Genomic DNA, 19512 nt, shown 5'->3' on the forward strand with positions numbered 1-19512 from the left:
TTAAGATGCCATTGCTATGTTCTGTGAACGACCACGCAACTTGCCGGTTTTCATCATACCATCGTAATGGCGCATCAGCAAGTAGCTTTCTACTTGGTTGAGCGTATCTAGCACTACACCTACCATTATGATAAGCGAAGTACCGCCATAAAAGGCTGAGAAAGGACGAGTCACGCCGGCTAGCAGAGCAAGCGATGGAAAAATAGCTATCAATGCTAGTGCTACGGCACCAGGCAAAGTAATATGAGTTAGCACCTCATCAATATACTCCGAAGTGTCACGGCCCGGCTTAACACCAGGCACGAAACCACCACTCCGCTTCAAGTCATCGGCAATCTGATTAGGATTGACGCTGATGGCTGTGTAGAAGTAAGTGAAGACAATGATAAGAGTAGCAAAAACTAAGTTGTACTGCCAGGATGTATAGTCCGAGAACTTCACACCAATATAGCTAGCAGTTTCGCTATCGTTCTGCCAAACCGAAGCTAGAATAGCAGGCACGAACATCAACGACTGAGCGAAGATGATCGGCATTACACCAGCTGCATTCACTTTCATTGGAATGAACTGACGCTGCGCATTCAACTGAGCAGTGCTACCCACTTGCTTAGCATACTGAACCGGAATACGGCGAACAGCTTGCGTCAGCACGATAACTGCCATTACCACTAAAAACAGAACAACTAGTTCAATCAAAAAGATCAATGAACCGCGCATGCCTTTAGCAGCCGCTTCACCGATAATGGCACCTGGCAGTCGTGATACAATCCCGATCATGATGATCATGGAAATACCGTTACCAATACCTTTATCCGTGATTTTTTCACCTAACCACATGCAAAACAGCGTGCCAGCCGTAATGATCAACATCGTAGTGATGGTGAAGAACGTACCAGGGCTGATAATAGCGTCAGCGTTGATAGTAGCAATGAAGCCTACCGACTGCGCCATCACGATTGGGATGGTGAGTATGCGTGTATACTGATTGATCTTCTTTCGGCCTGACTCCCCTTCTTTCTGAAGCTTCTGGAAATACGGTACTGCTATCGTGAGCAACTGCAACACGATAGAGGCCGAGATGTAAGGCATAATGCCCAAGGCGAAGATGGAAGCATTACTGAATGCGCCGCCAAGCAGCGTATCCAAAATACCAAACACCCCTGATGCACCACCCGTCTTTAGACGAGTTGCATCGACGCCCGGTAGCACCACGAAAGAACCTAACCGGTATATGGCAATGAAGAAAAGCGTATTGAAGATCCGCATACGCAGATCTTCAATCGCAAAAATGTTCTTGATCGTAGTGATGAACTTGTTCATTGCCAGTCTTGCTTTACAGCGTCACAGCTTTACCCCCAGCCTTCTCAATAGCTTCAACAGCCGATTTCGAGAAAGCGTGAGCGTGAACTTCTAGCGCCTTAGTGATTTCACCACGGCCTAGTACTTTGATCTTGGCGCTCTTTGAAGCCAGACCAGCTGACACAAAAAAGGCGCTGTCAAGCGTAGTGGTAGTACCGTTTTCAGTTAACCCAGCTAGTACGTCTAGGTTAACAGCCTTGTACTCGATCCGGTTGATGTTCTTGAAACCGAACTTAGGCACACGGCGCTGCAACGGCATCTGGCCACCTTCGAAGCCCGACTTTTTGGAATAGCCCGAACGGGACTTTTGGCCTTTGTGACCGCGCGTCGAAGTGCCGCCACGGCCGGACCCTGTACCACGGCCAAGACGCTTGTTGTTGCGTGTTGAGCCTTCGGCGGGTTGAAGATTGCTGAGATTCATGGTCGGGATATCCTAGAGTGCGGTTACTTCCAACAGGTGCTGCACTGCAGCTACCATACCAGCTACCTGAGGAGTGTTTTCTACCTCTTTGGTGCTGCCGATTTTACCAAGACCGAGGGCCTTAATTGTGCGCTTCTGACGCTCAGGGCGGTCAATAACGCTCTTGACGAGTTTAATCTGAATCTGCGCCATTGTTTATTAACCGTTAAAAACTTGGGCGAGAGTGATGCCACGAGCCTGAGCAATTTGCATTGGGTCGCGCATTTTCAGCAGAGCGTCGAAAGTAGCTTTTACCACGTTGTGGGGGTTCGACGAACCTTTCGACTTAGCTAGTACATCCTTGATACCAGCGCTTTCAAACACTGCACGCATAGCACCACCTGCAATTACGCCGGTACCAGCAGCAGCTGGCTGTACTAACACGAAACCACCAGAGTACTTGCCTTCCATTACGTGAGGCACAGTGTGCTTGTAAAGGGGGACACGCACTAGATTTTTCTTCGCGTCGTCAATGCCTTTAGCAATAGCGTCAGTTACTTCGTTGGCTTTACCGAGACCGTAGCCTACAGTACCATTTCCGTCACCTACTACTACGATAGCGGAGAAGCTGAAGCGACGACCGCCTTTTACTACTTTAGCTACGCGGTTGATAGCTACTACCTTCTCTTTCAGATCAGATTCGCCGGCACGGGGAGCTTGCTGCTCACGGTTGCCACCACGTTCACGGTTTTGGCCTTGGCCGCCGCGGTTGTTGTTGTCTTGGGCCATATTCTTAGAAATTGAGGCCGCCTTCGCGGGCTCCTTCTGCCAATGATTTTACGCGGCCGTGGTAGAGATAACCGGAACGGTCAAATACCACTTTCGAAATTCCTTTTCCTGTAGCACGGGCGGCAATTTCTCTACCGACTGCGGCGGCGAGGGCGACTCCGTTGCCCCCTTCCACCGAAACGTGCTTCGAGGAAGCAGACGCCAACGTGTGACCGGTTGTGTCGTCAATAATCTGAGCATAAATGCCCGTATTGCTGCGAAACACCGACAAACGTGGACGCTCGGACGTGCCAGCCACCTTGGTGCGGATGATGCGCTGGATCCGTTTTCTTCTAGTTGCTTTATCGAAAGCCATGGTCTGTTATTATTTCGAAGCTGTTTTACCAGCCTTACGACGAATCTGCTCACCCACGAAGCGCACGCCTTTGCCCTTGTAAGGCTCGACTTTGCGCAACGAACGAATCTTAGCGGCCACTTGGCCGAGCAGTTGCTTATCGATGCTATTTAAAGTAACGATTGGGTTCTTACCTTTCTCGGTTACAGCAGTAGCAGTTACTTCTTTGGGCAGAGCCAAGAAGATGTTGTGCGAGTAACCTAGAGAGAGTTCAAGCGTAGTACCAGCCATTGCAGCTTTGTAACCTACACCCACCAATTCAAGTTTGTGCTCATAACCAGTGCTAACCCCTTGAATGGAGTTATTTAGTAGCGAACGGTACAGACCATGCATCGCCTTGTGGCGCTTCTGCTCGGTGGGACGCTCAACTACTAACTGACCGTCGGCTTGTGTAACCGTAATGTCGCGGTCAACCGGAACTGAGAGAGTACCCTTAGGACCCTTTACAGTTACTTCGTTTTCTTTGCTCACTTCAACCTGAACACCGGAGGGCAGGCTGATGGGCAGTTTACCAATGCGTGACATATCTAGTTCTTGTCGATTAGTAAACGTAGCACAGCACTTCGCCGCCCACGTTCTCGGCTTTAGCTTCTTTTTCCGTCATTACCCCTTTCGAAGTAGAGAGAATAGCAATACCCAGACCGCTCAATACGCGGGGCATGTTGTCAACTGGAGCGTAAGTACGCAAACCAGGTGAGCTCACACGCTCCAACTTCGTAATAGCAGGCTGTTTGGTAGCAGGGTTGTATTTCAGCGCGATTTTGATCGTGCCTTGTACTGCAGCATCGTCAAAACGGTAGCTCTGAATGTAGCCCTTTTTGTAGAGCACCTTCGTGATTTCCTTCTTGATGTTGCTGGCCGGAATCTCTACTACCCGGTGGTTTGCCTTAATGGCATTGCGCACCCGGGTCAGGTAATCGGCAATTGGATCTGTGTTCATTTCAGGATAAAAAAAGAGGCGCCCTTTTTTAGGGAGCCGCAAAGATATGAAAATTTCACTGCTGCCGAAAGACAGCAGTGAAATTTTCGTTTAAGACTTCTTAGCTCGTCTTTGCGGGAGCGGCCAATGGTTTCTCTCGGCAACCTGCCAAGTATCGTTGCTTCTAGTAAAGCTTAGAAGCAATAGGTAACAAATTACCAGCTGGACTTTGTTACGCCGGGTATCTTGCCTGCCAACGCCATTTCACGGAAACGTACGCGGCTGATGCCGAACTTACGCATGTAACCACGAGGACGGCCGTCGATCAGGTCGCGGTTGTGCAAACGCACAGGCGAGGAATCACGGGGCAACTTATCCAAACCTTCATAGTCACCAGCAGCCTTCAGCGCTTTGCGCTTCTCGGCATAGCGGGCAACCATAGCGATACGCTTGCGCGCTCTTGCTTTTGCTGATTCCTTAGCCATTAGTCGTTTTGTTTCTTGGCGTTAGCGAAAGGCATACCGAAAGCTTTGAGAAGCTCATAGCTCTGCTCGTCGTTTTCGGCGCTCGTTACGAAGGTAATATCCATACCCGAAATCGACTTGATCTTGTCGATCGAAATCTCAGGGAAGATAATTTGCTCTTTAACGCCCAAGGTATAGTTACCACGGCCATCGAAGCCCTTATCGTTGATGCCTTTGAAGTCACGTACACGAGGTAGAGCTACCGTCAGAAGACGGTCCATGAACTCATACATCCGCTCACCGCGTAGCGTTACACGAGCGCCAATTGGCATCCCTTCGCGCAGCTTGAAGTTCGAAACCGAACGCTTGGCGATGGTTGGAACAGCTTTCTGACCAGTGATAGTCGACAGCTCGTCCACACCGTTGTCCACCAGCTTCTTGTCGGCTACAGCAGCACCAATACCGCGGTTGATGCAGATCTTGGTGATGCGTGGTACCTGCATGATGCTCTTGAACTGGAATTTCTCCTGGAGCGCCGGTATTACTTCCTTATTATATTTCTCTTTGAGTCGTGCCATTGTCGTCGTACCGAATTAGGCTTTTGAAGCTTCCACTGCCTTCACGTTGCTCACGTGAATACCAGCTTCGATCTTAGTGATGCCGCCCTGTGGGTTCTTTGCACTTGGTTTGTTGTGCTTAGTCACCAGGTTCAGGCCTTCTACGATAACACGCTCCGTGGTGCGGTTCACCGACTTAATAACGCCGGTTTTGCCTTTTTCGTCACCAGCAATAACCAAAACGGTATCACCAGATTTCACGTGCAGTTTCGCAGGCTTTTTATCTTTGGTCTTCGTTGCCATTGCTTAGAGAACTTCAGGGGCGAGCGAAACAATCTTCATGAACTGCTTCTCGCGCAGTTCGCGGGCCACTGGGCCGAAGATGCGGGTACCGCGGGGCTCATCGTTGTTGTTGAGCAGTACCGCAGCGTTGTCGTCGAAACGAATGTAGGAACCGTCTTTACGACGAATCTCTTTCTTCGTGCGAACTACAACTGCTTTTGATACAGTGCCTTTTTTAGCATTACCAGAAGGGATAGCCGATTTGATTGCAACTACAATCTTATCGCCTACGCTGGCGTATTTCTTGCCCGTGCCACCGAGGACACGAATGCAGAGAACTTCTTTGGCGCCGCTATTATCAGCGACGGTCAGACGGGATTCTTGCTGTATCATCTTACTTGGCGCGTTCTACAATTTCAACCAATCTCCAGCGCTTGTTCTTGCTCAGTGGGCGAGTGCCCATGATGCGAACAGTATCGCCTTCGCCACATTCATTATTCTCGTCGTGAGCCATGAACTTGGTCGACTTGGTAACGAACTTACCGTAGATCGGGTGTTTCATTTTGCTCTCCACTATCACGGTGATGGACTTATCCATCTTAGCGGAGGTCACACGCCCGATGATTTCTTTGCGCAGATTCCGCTCAACGGCGGATGTTGCCTGCTGCTCTTCGTTGCTTGCCATCGTTAGTTAGCAGTTTTAGTAGCCTGCTCGTTCTTCCGACGGGTCTGCTCAGTTAGCAAACGGGCGACGTTCTTGCGGCTAGTTTTCAAACGACCTGGGTTTTCCAATGGAGAAATAGCATGCGCGAAACGCAGCGACTGACCATTAGCTTTTTCGGTCTTAATTTGTTCGTTCAGGGCCTCGTCCGAGAGGGCCAGGATTTCAGTGTTCTTCATCTTACTTGCTTTCTACGTAGTCGCGACGAACAACAAACTGAGTCCGAACTGGCAACTTCTGAGCAGCCAGACGGAGCGACTCTTGAGCCACTTCCAGCGATACGCCGTCCGATTCAAACATGATGGTACCAGGCTTCACACAGGCTACCCAATACTCGGGTGAACCTTTACCCTTACCCATCCGCACTTCAGCAGGCTTCTTGGTAATTGGCTTGTCTGGAAAAATACGGATCCATACTTGCCCTTCGCGTTTCATAGCGCGGGTCATGGCGATACGAGCAGCCTCAATCTGGCGAGCCGTAATCCAAGCCACTTCCAACGATTTGATAGCGAAGGAACCGAAGTCTATGGAGCTGCCGCGGAAGGCGAGACCTGTCACGCGACCCTTTTGCATCTTGCGATACTTGGTCCTTTTCGGTTGTAACATGTGTTATTAAAATTGAAATTCAGAAGAAGGAAAAGGATTAGCGACGTGGAGCACCACCACCACCACGGTTGCCACCACCGGCAGGACCGTTACGACGTGGGCCAGCATTGCCACCACCACGATTGTCACCTGCGCCAGCACCACCACCGCGGTTCTCACCGCCACGGTCGCCACCCCGGTCACGACGTGGACCACGGTCGCCGCCACGGTCGCCACGCTCACCGCGTGGACCACGGTCGTTGCCGCCGCGCGTCTCGTTGCCTTGGTTGGCAGGAACCTGATTCGGGGAGAGGTCGGGCTTACCGAACACTTCACCACGCATCACCCATACCTTGATGCCAATTTTGCCATACACGGTCTGAGCTTCCGACAAAGCATAGTCGATATCAGCACGCAACGTGTGCAGCGGCGTACGACCTTCTTTGTACTGCTCGGAACGGGCAATTTCAGCACCACCCAAACGGCCACCGCACTGGATCTTAATGCCTTCGGCACCAACACGCATTGCAGCTTGGATAGACATCTTCATGGCACGACGGAACGAGATACGAGCCTGTAGCTGCTGAGCAATGCTCTCACCTACCAGCTTGGCGTCGAGTTCCGGACGCTTAATTTCGAAGATGTTGATCTGAACGTCTTTGCTGGTGATCTGCTTCAGCTCGTCCTTGATCTTATCAACCTCAGCGCCACCTTTACCAATTACTACACCCGGACGAGCCGTGTTGATAGTGATGGTGATGCGCTTGAGGGTGCGCTCGATAACGATGCGGCTAATGCCACCTTTCGGGATACGAGCGAGGATATATTTGCGGATTTTTTCGTCCTCAACCAGCTTGTCGGCAAAGTCCTTGCCGCCGTACCAGTTCGAGTCCCATCCTTTGATGACGCCTAGACGGAAGCCAACCGGATTTACTTTCTGTCCCATAGTGCTTATGCGGAGGCTTGAGCCGTAGTTTCAGTGGATTTCTTGGCTGAGCTACGACGGGTACGTGTGGCTTTGCCTTCAGTAGTTGTAGCAGCAACAGCTTCAATAGCTGCTTTGCTCCCGATGCGCTCAACTTTTGCGTCAATCACAAGAGTGACGTGGTTGCTACGCTTGCGGATGCGGTGACCACGACCCTGAGGAGCAGGACGCAGACGCTTCAACTGACGTCCTTCGTCCACGAAAATCTCCTTAATGTAGAGATTGGCATCCTCGATGCGCTCGTCTTCGTTTTTCTGCTGCCAGTTGGCCAAGGCCGAAAGCAACAGTTTCTCGATACGTTCGGCACCTGAGTTGGCTTCGAATTTCAGCAAGCCCAAAGCGCGGGTCACTTTCTGACCACGTACCATGTCAGCTACCAAGCGCATTTTGCGCGGCGAGGTAGGAACATTACTTAGTTTAGCTCTTGCTTCCATCTTAGCGTTTGCCTTTATCTTTCTTGGCTACGTGGCCACGGAAGTTGCGCGTTGGTGCGAACTCGCCGAGCTTATGACCGACCATGTTTTCGGTCACGTATACCGGGATGAATTTATTGCCATTGTGCACCGCGAAGGTGTGGCTAACGAAGTCTGGAGAGATCATCGAGCGGCGCGACCAAGTCTTGATGACGGCCTTTTTGCCCGATTCTTCCATCGTCGTTACTTTTTTCTCGAGCCGGAAGTCAATGTACGGCCCTTTTTTTAGTGAACGTGCCATTGGTTATTTCTTGCCTTTGCGATTAACGATGAGCTGCTCTGAGTACTTATTCTTGTTGCGGGTCTTCTGACCTTTAGCGAAGATACCGTTACGGCTACGTGGGTGACCACCCGACGACTTACCTTCACCACCACCCATCGGGTGGTCAACAGGGTTCATTGCAACACCACGAACGCGCGGACGACGACCTAACCAACGGTTACGACCGGCTTTGCCGAGACGTACGTTCATGTGGTCACCATTCGATACGGTACCAACTGTTGCCATGCAGGTTACGAGAACCATGCGCATCTCACCGGAAGGCAGTTTCAGAGTGGCGTACTTGTCTTCACGAGCTACAAGCTGAGCATATGTGCCAGCCGAGCGGGCCATTGCTGCGCCAGCACCGGGCATCAGCTCGATGTTGTGAACAATAGTACCCAGTGGGATTTCGCGGAGCGGCAATGCGTTGCCTACTTCCGGCGCAACACCTGAACCCGATACGATCGTGCGACCTACTTCAACACCAGCGGGCGCAATGATATAGCGCTTTTCGCCATCGGCGTACTGAAGCAAGGCGATACGAGCCGTGCGGTTTGGATCGTACTCGATGGTCTTCACCGTGGCAGGCACGCTGGCCTTGTCACGCTTGAAGTCAACGATACGATACTTGGCTTTGTGTCCACCGCCGATGTAGCGGTTAGACATTTTACCAGAGTTGTTGCGGCCACCGGAGTTTTTCATGGGTGCCAACAGCGACTTCTCTGGCGTCGACGTCGTGATTTCGTCGAACGTCGGGGCGATACGGAAGCGCTGACCCGGTGATGTTGGTCTTAGTTGTTTGAGTGCCATTACTCTTGCTTAGATTATGCTCTTTTGCAGAAAGGGCGCGAGGCTAGATGCCGTTGTAGAAGTCGATAACGTCGCCTTCTTTCACGGTCACGACGGCTTTTTTGCCATGGGCACGACGGCCCGAGATGGACCCACCCTTCGTGAACTTAGATTTGATCTTACCGTTCGTACGCATGGTGCTGATGCCAACAACCGTTACGCCATAGAACTGCTCGATGTCTTTCTTGATCTGAACCTTGTTCGCGGTACGCTCTACTTCGAAAACGTACTGGCCTTTTTCATTCAGGCCCGTGGCCTTCTCGGTCACGATTGGTTTTTTCAGTGTGCTCATTACTCAGCGACGGTATAAAGTTGTTCCAACGACTTCAGGCCGTCCTCTGACAGCAGCAGCGTGTCCGTGTTCAACAGGTCGTGCGTATTCAGAGCAACGGGCGTAGCCACGGTTACACGCTGAATATTACGAGCCGACAGAACTACGTTCTTGTCTACTTCGCCAGTTACCAGCAACGTCTTTTTGCCGTTGTTCAGCTTAAGGCCGTTCAGGATGCTGAGGAAGTCTTTGGTCTTGGGAGCCGACAGAGTGATGTTCTCTACCAAGGCTACTTTTCCATCTTTAGCCAAGCTCGAAAGAGCCGACAGACGAGCAAGACGCTTTGTTTTTTTGTTGAGCTTGAAGCCGTAGTCACGGGGCTCAGGACCGAATACACGGCCGCCACCGATGAACACTGGCGACTTCATGCTGCCGGCACGAGCACCACCGGTGCCTTTTTGCTTCTTTAGTTTCTTGGTAGTACCGTGCACTTCATTGCGCTGCTTCGACTTGTGCGTGCCCTGGCGCTGATTGGCCAAGTACTGCTTCACGTCGAGATACATCACGTGCTCGTTGGGCTCCAAGCCGAATACGGCTTCCGGCAGCGTTACCTTGCGACCGGTGTCTTCACCCTTGATGTTATATACTGACAGTTCCATCTTCAAGGTTATTTTTCCAGGACCACGAAAGAGTTCTTGGCACCGGGAATCGAACCGCTCACCAAGATGAGGTTCTTGTCGGCTACCACGCGCATCACCTTCAGGTTCTGCACTTTCACCCGGTCGTTACCCATGCGGCCACCCATACGCATTCCTTTGAATACGCGCGAAGGCCACGAGCAGGCACCAATAGAACCAGGGTGACGTAGACGGTTGTGCTGACCGTGGGTCTGGCCGCCTACACCGGCAAAGTTGTAACGCTTAACAACACCCTGAAAGCCTTTGCCTTTCGAGGTGCCTACTACGTCAACAAATTCGCCTTCCTCGAAGAGGGAAGCGTTGATTTCAGCACCGGCAGCGTACGTAGACTCTGCATCGAGGCGGAACTCAACTAGTTTTTTCTTGGGGGTAGTACCGGCTTTCGCGAAGTGACCAGCCAATGCTTTGGTGGTGTTCTTTGCTTTTTTCTCGCCGTACCCGAGCTGGATGGCCGTGTAGCCGTCCTTCTCGGTAGTCTTAACCTGCGTCACTACGCACGGACCCGCTTCGATGAGCGTGCAAGGGATGTTTTTCCCGTCCGGAGTGAAGAGGCTTGTCATACCGATCTTTTTACCGATGATGCCAGGCATTCTGTTTTTGTTTAGTAAAAGACGCAGAAGAAAACGCCTGAGTGGCGTTTTCGTAATGGGAGTGCAAAGCTAGGAAATTGTTGCGAGAATTAACAACGTCATTCTTAAATATTTTCACTGTCACGACTTTAGCTTCAGAACTATGCTTTAGTCATGAACTAGCTAGTGCCAGGTAATTGGGTTTTTCCAACCAAGCTTAGCAGACAATCATTCCCATGTTGTAAAAGAAAATACCCTACTGACTCGAAAGCTAGTAGGGTATCACCTAATTAGTCGACAAACTCAGTCCTCAGACTTTGATTTCAACGTCAACACCGCTTGGCAACTCAAGCTTCATCAGCGCATCTACAGTCTTCGACGAAGTTGAGTAGATGTCAACGAGACGCTTGTAAGTGCAGAGTTGAAACTGCTCACGCGACTTCTTGTTCACGTGGGGGGAACGGAGAACAGTGAATTTCTCCTTGTCGGTTGGCAATGGGATAGGGCCGCTTACGATAGCGCCCGTAGCCTTCACCGCCTTCACGATCTTCTCCGACGACTTGTCCACCAAGTTGTGGTCGTAGGATTTGAGTTTGATGCGAATTTTCTGGTTCATGTCTTTTTTGTGAAAGCGGATTAGCGGATGGCGTTACCCTTTTGCTTAGCAATGATGGCGTCAGCCAAGTTTTGCGGCACTTGATCGTAGTGCGAGAAAGTCAACGAAGCCGAAGCACGGCCCGAAGAAATCGTACGCAGCGATGTTACGTAGCCGAACAGCTCCGATAGTGGAACGTCAGCTTTGATAACCTGAGCACCACCTTTGGTGTCCATGCCTTTCATGATACCGCGACGACGGTTCAAGTCACCCGTTACTGGACCGGTGTACTCGTCTGGCGAAACCACTTCTACAGCCATAATCGGCTCGAGCAATTTCGGACCGGCTTTCTTACCGGCTTCACGGAAACCACCGCGAGCTGCTAGTTCGAACGACAGAGCGTCCGAGTCAACGTCGTGGTAAGAACCGAAGAAGAGGCGAACACGCATACCCTCAATGGGGAAGCCTGCCAACGGACCATTCTTCATGGCTTCTTCGAAACCTTTCTGAACCGGCGAGATGAATTCGCGAGGAATAACACCACCCGTGATGTCGTTCACGAACTCCAGACCTGGCTTCTCTGGATCAACCAGTTTTGGGCCAAGTTCGAATACGATGTCACCAAACTTACCACGACCACCGGTCTGCTTCTTGTAAGTCTCACGGTGTTCAACCGTTTTGGTGAGAACCTCTTTGTAAGCAACCATTGGAGCGCCCTGGTTGATTTCCACCTTGAACTCACGACGCATACGGTCGATAATGATTTCAAGGTGAAGCTCACCCATACCTTTCAGTACGGTCTGGCCCGTCTCGGGGTCAGTCTGTACCACAAGGGTAGGATCTTCTTCAACCAGTTTGGCAATAGCCATACCCATCTTATCAACGTCTGCTTGAGTTTTAGGCTCAATTGCGTAACCGATAACAGGCTCAGGGAACGACATCGATTCGAGTACGATGCGCGACTTTTCGTCGGTCAGCGTGTCACCTGTCTTGATGTCTTTGAAACCAACACCAGCAGCAATGTCACCGGCTTGGATCTTATCGATTGGGTTCTGCTTGTTGGAGTGCATCTGCATCAAACGCGAGATACGCTCCTTCTTGCCCGTACGGTTGTTGAACACATACGAACCAGCATCAAGCACCCCACTGTAGCAGCGGAAGAAGCACAGACGACCTACAAAGGGGTCAGTAGCAATTTTGAAAGCTAGCGCAGTGAAAGGCTCGTCGTTGTCAGGGTGACGCTCGATTTCCTCGCCGCTTTCGGGATTAGTACCGATGATGGCAGGCATGTCGAGAGGTGAAGGCAAGTAGGCCATTACACCGTCGAGCATTGACTGTACGCCTTTGTTTTTGAAAGCTGAGCCGCACATTACAGGCGAGAATTTCATGTCGATAACCGCTTGGCGGATAACAACCATCATTTCTTCACGTGTGATGCTATCCGGATCATCAAAGAATTTCTCTAATAGAACTTCGTCATATTCAGCAACGCTTTCTATCAGCTTCTGACGCCATTCAGCAACCGTCTCCACCAGATCCTCTGGAACTGGTATTTCGTGATACGCCTTGCCTTGGGTAGCATCATCCCATACGATAGCCTTGCCAGTCAGCAAATCGACAACACCCTTGAACGTGTCTTCGGCTCCGATTGGAATTTGTAACGGTACTGGGTTAGCACCCAATTTGTCTTTAATCTCAGCTACGGCTTTGAAGAAGTCAGCACCTGCACGGTCCATCTTGTTGACGAAGCAGATGCGTGGCACTTTGTACTTGTCGGCCTGACGCCATACAGTTTCCGATTGCGGCTCCACACCCGATACGGCGCAGAACAAAGCAACGGCACCATCAAGAACCCGCAGCGAACGTTCAACTTCTACTGTGAAGTCAACGTGGCCAGGGGTGTCAATAAGGTTGATTTTATACTGTTTGGTGTCCGGAGTTGGGTCGCCTTGCGCATCGGTCGGGTAGTTCCAGAACGTGGTAGTAGCAGCCGAGGTGATAGTGATGCCACGCTCTTGTTCCTGCTCCATCCAGTCCATCGTGGCGGCACCTTCGTGCACTTCTCCGATTTTGTGGGTCTTACCGGTATAGTAAAGAATGCGCTCCGAGGTTGTGGTCTTACCGGCGTCGATGTGCGCCATAATACCAATGTTGCGGAGGTATTGCAGGTCTTTGTTAACAGCCATGTCTCTTTATATGAGTGAATGAGAGAATGAGTGAATAAGTGATTGTTGAGTTTGTGGTCTTAACCATTAAACCCAATCACTCATTCACTCAATCACTCATTTTTTTAGAAGCGGAAATGCGAGAAGGCTTTGTTGGCTTCCGCCATCCGGTGCGTATCGTCTTTCTTCTTAACGGCAGCACCTTCACCTTTGGCGGCCGCGATAATTTCGCCAGCCAATTTGTCTTTCATGGTTTTTTCACCACGACGACGAGCGTACTGAATCAGCCACTTGGCGCCTACTGAAATACGACGATCAGGACGAACCTCGATTGGAACCTGGAAGGTAGCACCACCTACGCGGCGGCTCTTCACTTCTACGGTTGGCATCACGTTGTTCAGTGCCTTACGCCACATTTCAACACCGCTCTCTTTGGTACGCTGCTCTACTAGCTCACAAGCATCGTAGAAAATAGTGTACGCCAAGTTTTTCTTCCCGTCATACATCATGTAATTGACGAAACGGGTTACTAGCGTCTCCTTGTACTTAGGATCGGGCAGGAGGATACGCTTCTTTGGTTTTGACTTTCTCATGGGTATAGAAATGAGTTGAGGCAATGGGAAGTGGGATAAGAACCATGTGCTATCCAGCACTTCGCGCTACCTCACTCGGTTTCAATTACTTTTTCTTCTTAGCTGGTGCACCTTTAGCAGCTGCGGCTGGCTGGCCGGGCTTCGGACGCTTAGCACCATATTTCGAGCGACGCTGCGTACGACCATTTACGCCGGCAGTGTCCAAGGCACCACGAATGATATGGTAACGAACACCGGGCAAGTCTTTTACGCGGCCACCACGAATTAGCACGATGCTGTGCTCCTGCAGGTTGTGGCCTTCGCCTGGAATGTAGGCGTTGACTTCTTTGCCATTGGTGAGGCGCACACGGGCTACTTTACGCATAGCCGAGTTCGGCTTTTTAGGCGTGGTGGTGTATACGCGGGTGCAAACGCCACGACGCTGCGGGCACGAATCAAGAGCCGGCGACTTCGACTTTGTCGTCAGCTTCTCGCGGCCTTTTCGTACTAACTGATTGATGGTAGGCATTTAAAGTATGTTTTGTCAAGGAGGGTTCTCTCCCAAAAAATTAGGCTTGCAAAGGTATAGAAGTTGAGTTGAAATAGCAAACGGGTTGAAACAGTTAATTTTAGAGAAAACTAACCACCTATGTTCAACTCACTTTACAGCATTTTAAACTTGAGTTTAGGTAGGTATTAAACAAGAAAACGCTTCTGTAGAGGACCAGAAACGTTTGCTTGTAGAAGTATTCGTTGAGACTATGCCTCCCCTATCTTTCCGCCAAACCCTACTGGATAGTTCGGAACATCTTGTTGCGCTTTAATAGTGCCAAACGCCTGTTCAAACCGCTCTATATTTTCCCCTAGCGCAGCATGAAGCCGCTTAGCATGTTCAGGGGTAATAACGATGCGAGCCTTCACCTTGGCTTTTAACAATCCTGGCATCAACCGGATGAAGTCAATAACAAACTCGCTGCTGCTATGGGCAATCATAGCAAGATTGGCATACTCTCCCTCCGCTATTTCTTCAGAGAGTTCGATGTTAATAGCGTTGGGGTCTTGTGGTACGTTTGGGTCGGGCTGTTGGGGTTGATTCATATAAGAGAAAGTAAAAGGTCGCCAATGTTCTGGCCTTTTGATTGAAACCACTAATAAAGAAAAAGCCGACCGAATTGCTCCGGCCGGCTTCCCTTATTCATTTAACGCAGGACTAGTCCTGAACCGATTCGCGGCGTGAGGCACGGGCCGGGCGCTTGGCTGGAGCAACGGTTTCCTCGGCCTTTGGCGCTTGCAGCGCTTCCATTTCCTCTTTCGAGCCAACAATCTGACGCGTATACTCGCGCAGACCGGTACCGGCCGGAATGAGGTGGCCAACGATTACGTTCTCTTTCAGACCCAACAGTTCGTCGGCCTTGCCACGGATGGCAGCTTCCGACAGCACCTTGGTCGTCTCCTGGAAGGATGCGGCCGAGATGAACGACTGGGTACCCAACGAAGCCTGCGTGATACCTTGCAGCGTCGGACGAGATACGGACGGCTGAGCGTCGCGTACTTCCACCAGTTGCAGGTCGCGGCGGCGCAGGCTGGAGTTCTCGTCGCGCAGGCGGCGGGCACTCACAATCTGACCAGGCTTCAGGTTCGGCGAGTCGCCGGCCACGGTTACTACCTTCATGTCGATGATGGTATCGTTCTCCTCCATGAAGATAATCTTGTCGATTACCTGGTTTTCGAGGAATGAGGTGTCACCAGCATCCAGAATTACAACTTTCTGCATCATCTGGCGAACTACCACCTCGATGTGCTTATCGTTGATTTTCACACCTTGTAGGCGGTATACTTCTTGAATCTCGTTCACGAGGTATTCTTGCACGGCACCCGGACCCTGAATGCTCAGGATATCGGATGGCGTGATGGCCCCGTCGGAGAGGGGCATACCAGCCCGGATGAAGTCGTTATCCTGTACAAGGATGTGCTTGGACAAAGGCACCATGTACTTCTTCTTAACGCCGTCTTTCGACTCCACGAAGATTTCACGGTTACCACGCTTCACAGTACCATACGTTACAACACCATCAATTTCCGACACAACAGCCGGGTTTGAGGGGTTACGAGCTTCAAAGAGTTCCGTGACACGGGGCAGACCACCGGTGATGTCGCGGGTTTTGCCCACGGCACGCGGAATCTTAGCCAGGATATAACCAGCTTTGATTTTCTGGCCATTCTCCACGTTCAAGTGCGAACCTACCGGGATGCTGTAACCACGCTGTCCTTCTTCTTCACCCTTCTTACCAGGACGAACAATAATGGACGGATTCTGGTCCTTAGCCTTCGATTCGATAATCACTTTCTCACGGTGACCAGTCTGTTCATCCGACTCCTCGCGGTAGGTGATACCTTCCGTGATGGCGTCGTACTGAACCGTACCATCGAACTCCGCCAGGATGACGGCGTTGTACGGGTCCCAATTGCAAAGCTCGGTGCCTTTCTCCACCTCCTGGCCTTCCTGCACAAGCAAGAATGAACCGTACGGAACGTGATTGGAGATAAACACTTTGCCGGTGCCTTTCTCTACGATACGCACCTCGCCCGAGCGACCCATCACCACGGTGGCCGTCTCGCCATCGGCGGTTACGGAATCTACGGTGCGGATATCTTCGAACTCGACAACGCCGGTGAACTTGGCTTTTAGGTTGGCTTCCACCGCAATGTTGGAAGCTGTACCACCTACGTGGAACGTACGCAGCGTGAGCTGAGTACCTGGCTCACCGATGGACTGTGCCGCAATTACGCCAACTGCTTCCCCTTTCTGGACCATACGGCCCGACGACAGGTTACGGCCATAGCACTTGGCACAAATACCACGCTTCGATTCGCAAGTCAGTACTGAACGGATTTCCACCGACTCGATGCTCGTATTGTCAATGCGCCGCGTGATGTCTTCGGTAATTTCTTCGCCAGCCAGCAGAATTACTTCGTCGGTTAGCGGATCGATGATATCGTGTACGTTCACACGGCCCAAAATACGCTCCGACAGTGGCTCTACTACGTCCTCGTTGTCTTTCAACGCAAAGGTTTCGATACCGCGCAACGTGCCGCAGTCCGGCTCGTTCACAATAACGTCCTGCGATACGTCTACCAAACGACGCGTCAGGTAGCCAGCGTCAGCCGTCTTCAAGGCGGTGTCGGCCAGACCCTTACGGGCACCGTGGGTCGAAATAAAGTACTCGATTACGTCTAGGCCTTCTTTGAAGTTAGACAGAATTGGGTTTTCGATGATCTCACCTACCGAACCTTGCAACGACTTCTGAGGCTTAGCCATCAGACCCCGCATACCGCCGAGCTGACGAATCTGCTCACGCGAACCACGAGCTCCGGAGTGCATCATCATGTAAATTGAGTTGAAGCCCTGGTCCTCTTTTTCAAGACGACCCATGAGAGTTTCCGTGATTTGGTTGTTGATGCGGGTCCAGATGTCAATAACCTGGTTGTAACGCTCGTTGTCGGTAATCAGACCCATCTGGTAGTTCTGAGTAACGGCCTTCACGTCGTTCTGCGCTTGCAGAATCAGGGCATCTTTCTCTTTCGGGATGTTGATATCACCCAGACCCATCGATAGACCACCTTTATAAGCTGACTGGAAGCCGAGCGTTTTAATGTCGTCGAGGAACTGTGCGGTGCGGGCCATACCGGTCCGCTTGAATACCATCGAAATGATTTGCTGGAGCTTCTTTTTGGTCAGTAGCTCGTCCACGAAACCCACTTCCGTTGGTACGAGCTGGTTGAACAGCACGCGGCCAGCTACAGTCTCGATGATTTTCGTTACAAGGTTATCGTTCTCGTCGCGAACCTGCGTGCGCACCTTGATATAGGCGTGCTTGGAAAGCTGGCCTTCGTTGATAGCAATAACAACTTCCTCGTCCGAGTAGAACACGCGGCCTTCGCCTTGGATGCTCTCGTCGTCGGTGCTGCGCTTGCCCTTTGTTACATAGTACAAGCCTAAAACCATGTCCTGCGACGGCACCGCAATTGGTGCGCCGTTGGCGGGGTTCAGGATGTTGTGCGAGGCAAGCATGAGCATAGAGGCTTCCAGAATAGCGGCCGGTCCTAGAGGAACGTGCACAGCCATTTGGTCACCGTCAAAGTCAGCGTTGAAAGCAGTACATACGAGTGGGTGCAACTGGATTGCTTTACCCTCGATGAGACGCGGCTGGAACGCTTGGATACCTAAGCGGTGCAAGGTAGGAGCACGGTTCAGCAGGACCGGATGGCCCTTCAATACGTTCTCCAAGATGTCCCACACCACAGCGTCCTTGCGGTCAACGATTTTCTTCGCTGATTTTACCGTCTTCACAATGCCGCGCTCGATGAGCTTACGGATGATGAACGGCTTAAACAGCTCGGCCGCCATGTTTTTTGGCAGACCGCATTCGTGCAGTTTCAGCTCAGGACCTACCACAATAACCGAACGACCAGAATAGTCGACACGCTTACCGAGCAGATTCTGACGGAAGCGGCCCTGCTTGCCTTTCAGCATATCGGACAGCGACTTCAGCGCACGGTTGCCTTCGGCACGCACGGCGTTAACCTTACGTGAGTTGTCGAAGAGCGAATCTACAGCTTCTTGCAACATGCGCTTTTCATTCCGCAGAATTACTTCGGGCGCTTTGATTTCGATCAGGCGCTTGAGGCGGTTGTTACGGATGATAACGCGACGGTACAAGTCGTTCAAGTCAGAGGTAGCAAAACGGCCACCATCCAATGGCACGAGGGGGCGCAGTTCCGGTGGAATCACCGGCACCATGCGGATTACCATCCACTCGGGCTTGTTCTCCACGCGAGTAGCAGCATCGCGGAAAGCTTCCACTACACGCAGGCGCTTTAGAGCTTCTGCCTTACGCTGCTGCGACGTTTCGTGCGCAGCAGAGTCGCGCAGCGAGTACGATAGTTCGTCGAGGTTGATCCGCTCCAACAGTAGTTGTAGCGCATCGGCACCCATACGGGCAATGAATTTATTCGGGTCCTCATTCGGCAGCATCTGGTTCTCCCGGGGGAGCTTGTCGATGATGTCGAGGTACTCATCTTCGGTGAGGAAGTCGAGCTGCTGCACGCCTTCTTCGGCGAGCACACCCGATTGCACTACTACGTAACGCTCGTAATAAATAATCTGGTCGAGCTTCTTGGTAGGCAAGCCTAGCAGGTAGCCGATTTTGTTGGGCAGGGACTTAAAGTACCAGATATGCGCAACAGGCACCACCAATTCGATGTGGCCCATCCGCTCCCGACGTACTTTCTTTTCGGTCACCTCTACGCCGCAACGGTCGCAGATGATGCCTTTGTACCGGATGCGCTTGTATTTACCGCAGTGGCATTCCCAGTCCTTTACGGGACCGAAAATCCGCTCGCAGAACAAGCCGCCCATCTCGGGCTTGTACGTCCGGTAGTTAATCGTCTCTGGCTTCACCACTTCTCCGTTCGACCGCTCCAAGATGGATTCGGGAGAGGCCAGCGAGATAGTGACTTTCGAGAAGTCCTGTACCAGTTTTTTGTTTTTTGCAAACGCCATGTAGAGAAGCTGTTAGCTGTTGGCTTTGTGGTCTGTTTGA

Annotated in this window: 27 protein-coding genes; all 27 read right to left on the reverse strand. The window is 51.4% G+C overall.

The genetic code is table 11. The features are described from left to right. The 27 genes from secY to rpoC all read right to left on the reverse strand — a co-directional run bounded on the left by secY (position 1) and on the right by rpoC (position 19472). Positions 1–1320, reverse strand: coding sequence for a preprotein translocase subunit SecY (gene secY / locus ACFE7X_RS10295; protein ID WP_245119654.1), 1320 nt, complete (start codon positions 1318–1320; stop codon positions 1–3). Positions 1321–1333: 13 nt separating this feature from the next. Beyond that, positions 1334–1780, reverse strand: coding sequence for a 50S ribosomal protein L15 (gene rplO, locus ACFE7X_RS10300; RefSeq protein WP_375435595.1), 447 nt, complete (start codon positions 1778–1780; stop codon positions 1334–1336). 12 nt (positions 1781–1792) lie between these two features. Further along, positions 1793–1972: a 50S ribosomal protein L30 gene (rpmD, locus tag ACFE7X_RS10305; RefSeq protein WP_022822142.1), complete on the reverse strand. Its 180-nt coding sequence runs from the start codon at positions 1970–1972 to the stop codon at positions 1793–1795. 6 nt (positions 1973–1978) lie between these two features. Next, a complete protein-coding gene (rpsE, locus tag ACFE7X_RS10310) occupies positions 1979–2548 on the reverse strand; it encodes a 30S ribosomal protein S5 (RefSeq protein WP_243797577.1) in 570 nt (189 codons plus the stop codon). Between the two features lie 4 nt (positions 2549–2552). After that, entirely contained in the window at positions 2553–2903 is a 351-nt protein-coding gene (gene rplR, locus ACFE7X_RS10315) for a 50S ribosomal protein L18 (RefSeq protein WP_022822140.1), read from the reverse strand. 9 nt (positions 2904–2912) lie between these two features. Further along, entirely contained in the window at positions 2913–3467 is a 555-nt protein-coding gene (gene rplF, locus ACFE7X_RS10320; protein WP_243797578.1) for a 50S ribosomal protein L6, read from the reverse strand. A gap of 16 nt (positions 3468–3483) precedes the next feature. Continuing rightward, complete coding sequence (rpsH, locus tag ACFE7X_RS10325; protein WP_243797580.1) at positions 3484–3882, reverse strand: 30S ribosomal protein S8; 399 nt, start codon at positions 3880–3882, stop codon at positions 3484–3486. Between the two features lie 194 nt (positions 3883–4076). Next, positions 4077–4346 (reverse strand): 30S ribosomal protein S14, encoded by a 270-nt coding sequence (rpsN, locus tag ACFE7X_RS10330; protein ID WP_245119656.1) that lies wholly within the window; start codon positions 4344–4346, stop codon positions 4077–4079. After that, the gene (rplE, locus tag ACFE7X_RS10335) at positions 4346–4903 is read right to left on the reverse strand and encodes a 50S ribosomal protein L5 (protein WP_022822136.1); all 558 of its coding nucleotides are present in this window, start codon (positions 4901–4903) and stop codon (positions 4346–4348) included. Before rplE ends, rpsN begins: the two co-directional genes overlap by 1 nt. A gap of 15 nt (positions 4904–4918) precedes the next feature. Beyond that, on the reverse strand, positions 4919–5185 hold the full coding sequence (rplX, locus tag ACFE7X_RS10340; protein ID WP_375435596.1) for a 50S ribosomal protein L24: 267 nt from the start codon (positions 5183–5185) through the stop codon (positions 4919–4921). 3 nt (positions 5186–5188) lie between these two features. Next, a complete protein-coding gene (rplN, locus tag ACFE7X_RS10345) occupies positions 5189–5557 on the reverse strand; it encodes a 50S ribosomal protein L14 (RefSeq protein WP_022822134.1) in 369 nt (122 codons plus the stop codon). 1 nt (position 5558) lies between these two features. Next, positions 5559–5849: a 30S ribosomal protein S17 gene (gene rpsQ, locus ACFE7X_RS10350; protein ID WP_022822133.1), complete on the reverse strand. Its 291-nt coding sequence runs from the start codon at positions 5847–5849 to the stop codon at positions 5559–5561. Between the two features lie 2 nt (positions 5850–5851). After that, positions 5852–6064, reverse strand: a complete 213-nt coding sequence (gene rpmC, locus ACFE7X_RS10355; RefSeq protein ID WP_022822132.1) for a 50S ribosomal protein L29 — start codon at positions 6062–6064, stop codon at positions 5852–5854. A 1-nt stretch (position 6065) separates the two neighbouring features. Further along, entirely contained in the window at positions 6066–6491 is a 426-nt protein-coding gene (rplP, locus tag ACFE7X_RS10360; protein WP_022822131.1) for a 50S ribosomal protein L16, read from the reverse strand. 37 nt (positions 6492–6528) lie between these two features. Then, positions 6529–7416: a 30S ribosomal protein S3 gene (rpsC, locus tag ACFE7X_RS10365; RefSeq protein ID WP_375435597.1), complete on the reverse strand. Its 888-nt coding sequence runs from the start codon at positions 7414–7416 to the stop codon at positions 6529–6531. A gap of 5 nt (positions 7417–7421) precedes the next feature. Beyond that, positions 7422–7889, reverse strand: a complete 468-nt coding sequence (gene rplV, locus ACFE7X_RS10370; RefSeq protein WP_375435598.1) for a 50S ribosomal protein L22 — start codon at positions 7887–7889, stop codon at positions 7422–7424. Position 7890: 1 nt separating this feature from the next. Next, positions 7891–8169 (reverse strand): 30S ribosomal protein S19, encoded by a 279-nt coding sequence (gene rpsS / locus ACFE7X_RS10375; protein WP_022822128.1) that lies wholly within the window; start codon positions 8167–8169, stop codon positions 7891–7893. A gap of 3 nt (positions 8170–8172) precedes the next feature. After that, on the reverse strand, positions 8173–9000 hold the full coding sequence (rplB, locus tag ACFE7X_RS10380) for a 50S ribosomal protein L2 (RefSeq protein ID WP_375435599.1): 828 nt from the start codon (positions 8998–9000) through the stop codon (positions 8173–8175). 43 nt (positions 9001–9043) lie between these two features. Beyond that, positions 9044–9331, reverse strand: a complete 288-nt coding sequence (gene rplW / locus ACFE7X_RS10385) for a 50S ribosomal protein L23 (protein ID WP_022822126.1) — start codon at positions 9329–9331, stop codon at positions 9044–9046. Further along, entirely contained in the window at positions 9331–9969 is a 639-nt protein-coding gene (rplD, locus tag ACFE7X_RS10390) for a 50S ribosomal protein L4 (RefSeq protein ID WP_022822125.1), read from the reverse strand. Before rplD ends, rplW begins: the two co-directional genes overlap by 1 nt. A gap of 8 nt (positions 9970–9977) precedes the next feature. Beyond that, entirely contained in the window at positions 9978–10598 is a 621-nt protein-coding gene (rplC, locus tag ACFE7X_RS10395; RefSeq protein WP_022822124.1) for a 50S ribosomal protein L3, read from the reverse strand. Between the two features lie 289 nt (positions 10599–10887). Further along, entirely contained in the window at positions 10888–11193 is a 306-nt protein-coding gene (gene rpsJ, locus ACFE7X_RS10400) for a 30S ribosomal protein S10 (RefSeq protein ID WP_022822123.1), read from the reverse strand. A gap of 20 nt (positions 11194–11213) precedes the next feature. Continuing rightward, positions 11214–13358: an elongation factor G gene (fusA, locus tag ACFE7X_RS10405; RefSeq protein ID WP_375435600.1), complete on the reverse strand. Its 2145-nt coding sequence runs from the start codon at positions 13356–13358 to the stop codon at positions 11214–11216. Between the two features lie 104 nt (positions 13359–13462). After that, the gene (gene rpsG / locus ACFE7X_RS10410) at positions 13463–13930 is read right to left on the reverse strand and encodes a 30S ribosomal protein S7 (RefSeq protein WP_022822121.1); all 468 of its coding nucleotides are present in this window, start codon (positions 13928–13930) and stop codon (positions 13463–13465) included. Positions 13931–14015: 85 nt separating this feature from the next. After that, complete coding sequence (rpsL, locus tag ACFE7X_RS10415) at positions 14016–14438, reverse strand: 30S ribosomal protein S12 (RefSeq protein WP_375435601.1); 423 nt, start codon at positions 14436–14438, stop codon at positions 14016–14018. Between the two features lie 230 nt (positions 14439–14668). Beyond that, positions 14669–15007 carry a DUF3467 domain-containing protein gene (locus ACFE7X_RS10420; protein ID WP_375435602.1) on the reverse strand — a complete coding sequence of 113 codons (339 nt, stop codon included), beginning with the start codon at positions 15005–15007 and terminating at the stop codon, positions 14669–14671. A gap of 112 nt (positions 15008–15119) precedes the next feature. Continuing rightward, on the reverse strand, positions 15120–19472 hold the full coding sequence (gene rpoC, locus ACFE7X_RS10425) for a DNA-directed RNA polymerase subunit beta' (protein ID WP_375435603.1): 4353 nt from the start codon (positions 19470–19472) through the stop codon (positions 15120–15122). Positions 19473–19512: the final 40 nt, after the last annotated feature.

It is taken from the genome of uncultured Hymenobacter sp., from assembly GCF_964242765.1.
GTDB lineage: Bacteria > Bacteroidota > Bacteroidia > Cytophagales > Hymenobacteraceae > Hymenobacter.

Coding starts and splice junctions, on each gene's coding strand:
- secY (WP_245119654.1), bottom strand. CDS start 1,320: ATGAACAAGTTCATCACTACGATCAAGAACATTTTTGCGATTGAAGAT.
- rplV (WP_375435598.1), bottom strand. CDS start 7,889: ATGGAAGCAAGAGCTAAACTAAGTAATGTTCCTACCTCGCCGCGCAAA.
- rplP (WP_022822131.1), bottom strand. CDS start 6,491: ATGTTACAACCGAAAAGGACCAAGTATCGCAAGATGCAAAAGGGTCGC.
- rplC (WP_022822124.1), bottom strand. CDS start 10,598: ATGCCTGGCATCATCGGTAAAAAGATCGGTATGACAAGCCTCTTCACT.
- rpsE (WP_243797577.1), bottom strand. CDS start 2,548: ATGGCCCAAGACAACAACAACCGCGGCGGCCAAGGCCAAAACCGTGAA.
- rpsC (WP_375435597.1), bottom strand. CDS start 7,416: ATGGGACAGAAAGTAAATCCGGTTGGCTTCCGTCTAGGCGTCATCAAA.
- rpsQ (WP_022822133.1), bottom strand. CDS start 5,849: ATGGCAAGCAACGAAGAGCAGCAGGCAACATCCGCCGTTGAGCGGAAT.
- rpmC (WP_022822132.1), bottom strand. CDS start 6,064: ATGAAGAACACTGAAATCCTGGCCCTCTCGGACGAGGCCCTGAACGAA.
- rpsG (WP_022822121.1), bottom strand. CDS start 13,930: ATGAGAAAGTCAAAACCAAAGAAGCGTATCCTCCTGCCCGATCCTAAG.
- rpsN (WP_245119656.1), bottom strand. CDS start 4,346: ATGGCTAAGGAATCAGCAAAAGCAAGAGCGCGCAAGCGTATCGCTATG.
- rplF (WP_243797578.1), bottom strand. CDS start 3,467: ATGTCACGCATTGGTAAACTGCCCATCAGCCTGCCCTCCGGTGTTCAG.
- rplN (WP_022822134.1), bottom strand. CDS start 5,557: ATGATACAGCAAGAATCCCGTCTGACCGTCGCTGATAATAGCGGCGCC.
- rpoC (WP_375435603.1), bottom strand. CDS start 19,472: ATGGCGTTTGCAAAAAACAAAAAACTGGTACAGGACTTCTCGAAAGTC.
- rpmD (WP_022822142.1), bottom strand. CDS start 1,972: ATGGCGCAGATTCAGATTAAACTCGTCAAGAGCGTTATTGACCGCCCT.
- rpsL (WP_375435601.1), bottom strand. CDS start 14,438: ATGCCTACCATCAATCAGTTAGTACGAAAAGGCCGCGAGAAGCTGACG.
- rplB (WP_375435599.1), bottom strand. CDS start 9,000: ATGGCACTCAAACAACTAAGACCAACATCACCGGGTCAGCGCTTCCGT.
- fusA (WP_375435600.1), bottom strand. CDS start 13,358: ATGGCTGTTAACAAAGACCTGCAATACCTCCGCAACATTGGTATTATG.
- rplD (WP_022822125.1), bottom strand. CDS start 9,969: ATGGAACTGTCAGTATATAACATCAAGGGTGAAGACACCGGTCGCAAG.
- rplR (WP_022822140.1), bottom strand. CDS start 2,903: ATGGCTTTCGATAAAGCAACTAGAAGAAAACGGATCCAGCGCATCATC.
- rpsH (WP_243797580.1), bottom strand. CDS start 3,882: ATGAACACAGATCCAATTGCCGATTACCTGACCCGGGTGCGCAATGCC.
- rpsJ (WP_022822123.1), bottom strand. CDS start 11,193: ATGAACCAGAAAATTCGCATCAAACTCAAATCCTACGACCACAACTTG.
- rplE (WP_022822136.1), bottom strand. CDS start 4,903: ATGGCACGACTCAAAGAGAAATATAATAAGGAAGTAATACCGGCGCTC.
- rplO (WP_375435595.1), bottom strand. CDS start 1,780: ATGAATCTCAGCAATCTTCAACCCGCCGAAGGCTCAACACGCAACAAC.
- rplX (WP_375435596.1), bottom strand. CDS start 5,185: ATGGCAACGAAGACCAAAGATAAAAAGCCTGCGAAACTGCACGTGAAA.
- rplW (WP_022822126.1), bottom strand. CDS start 9,331: ATGAGCACACTGAAAAAACCAATCGTGACCGAGAAGGCCACGGGCCTG.
- rpsS (WP_022822128.1), bottom strand. CDS start 8,169: ATGGCACGTTCACTAAAAAAAGGGCCGTACATTGACTTCCGGCTCGAG.
- ACFE7X_RS10420 (WP_375435602.1), bottom strand. CDS start 15,007: ATGAATCAACCCCAACAGCCCGACCCAAACGTACCACAAGACCCCAAC.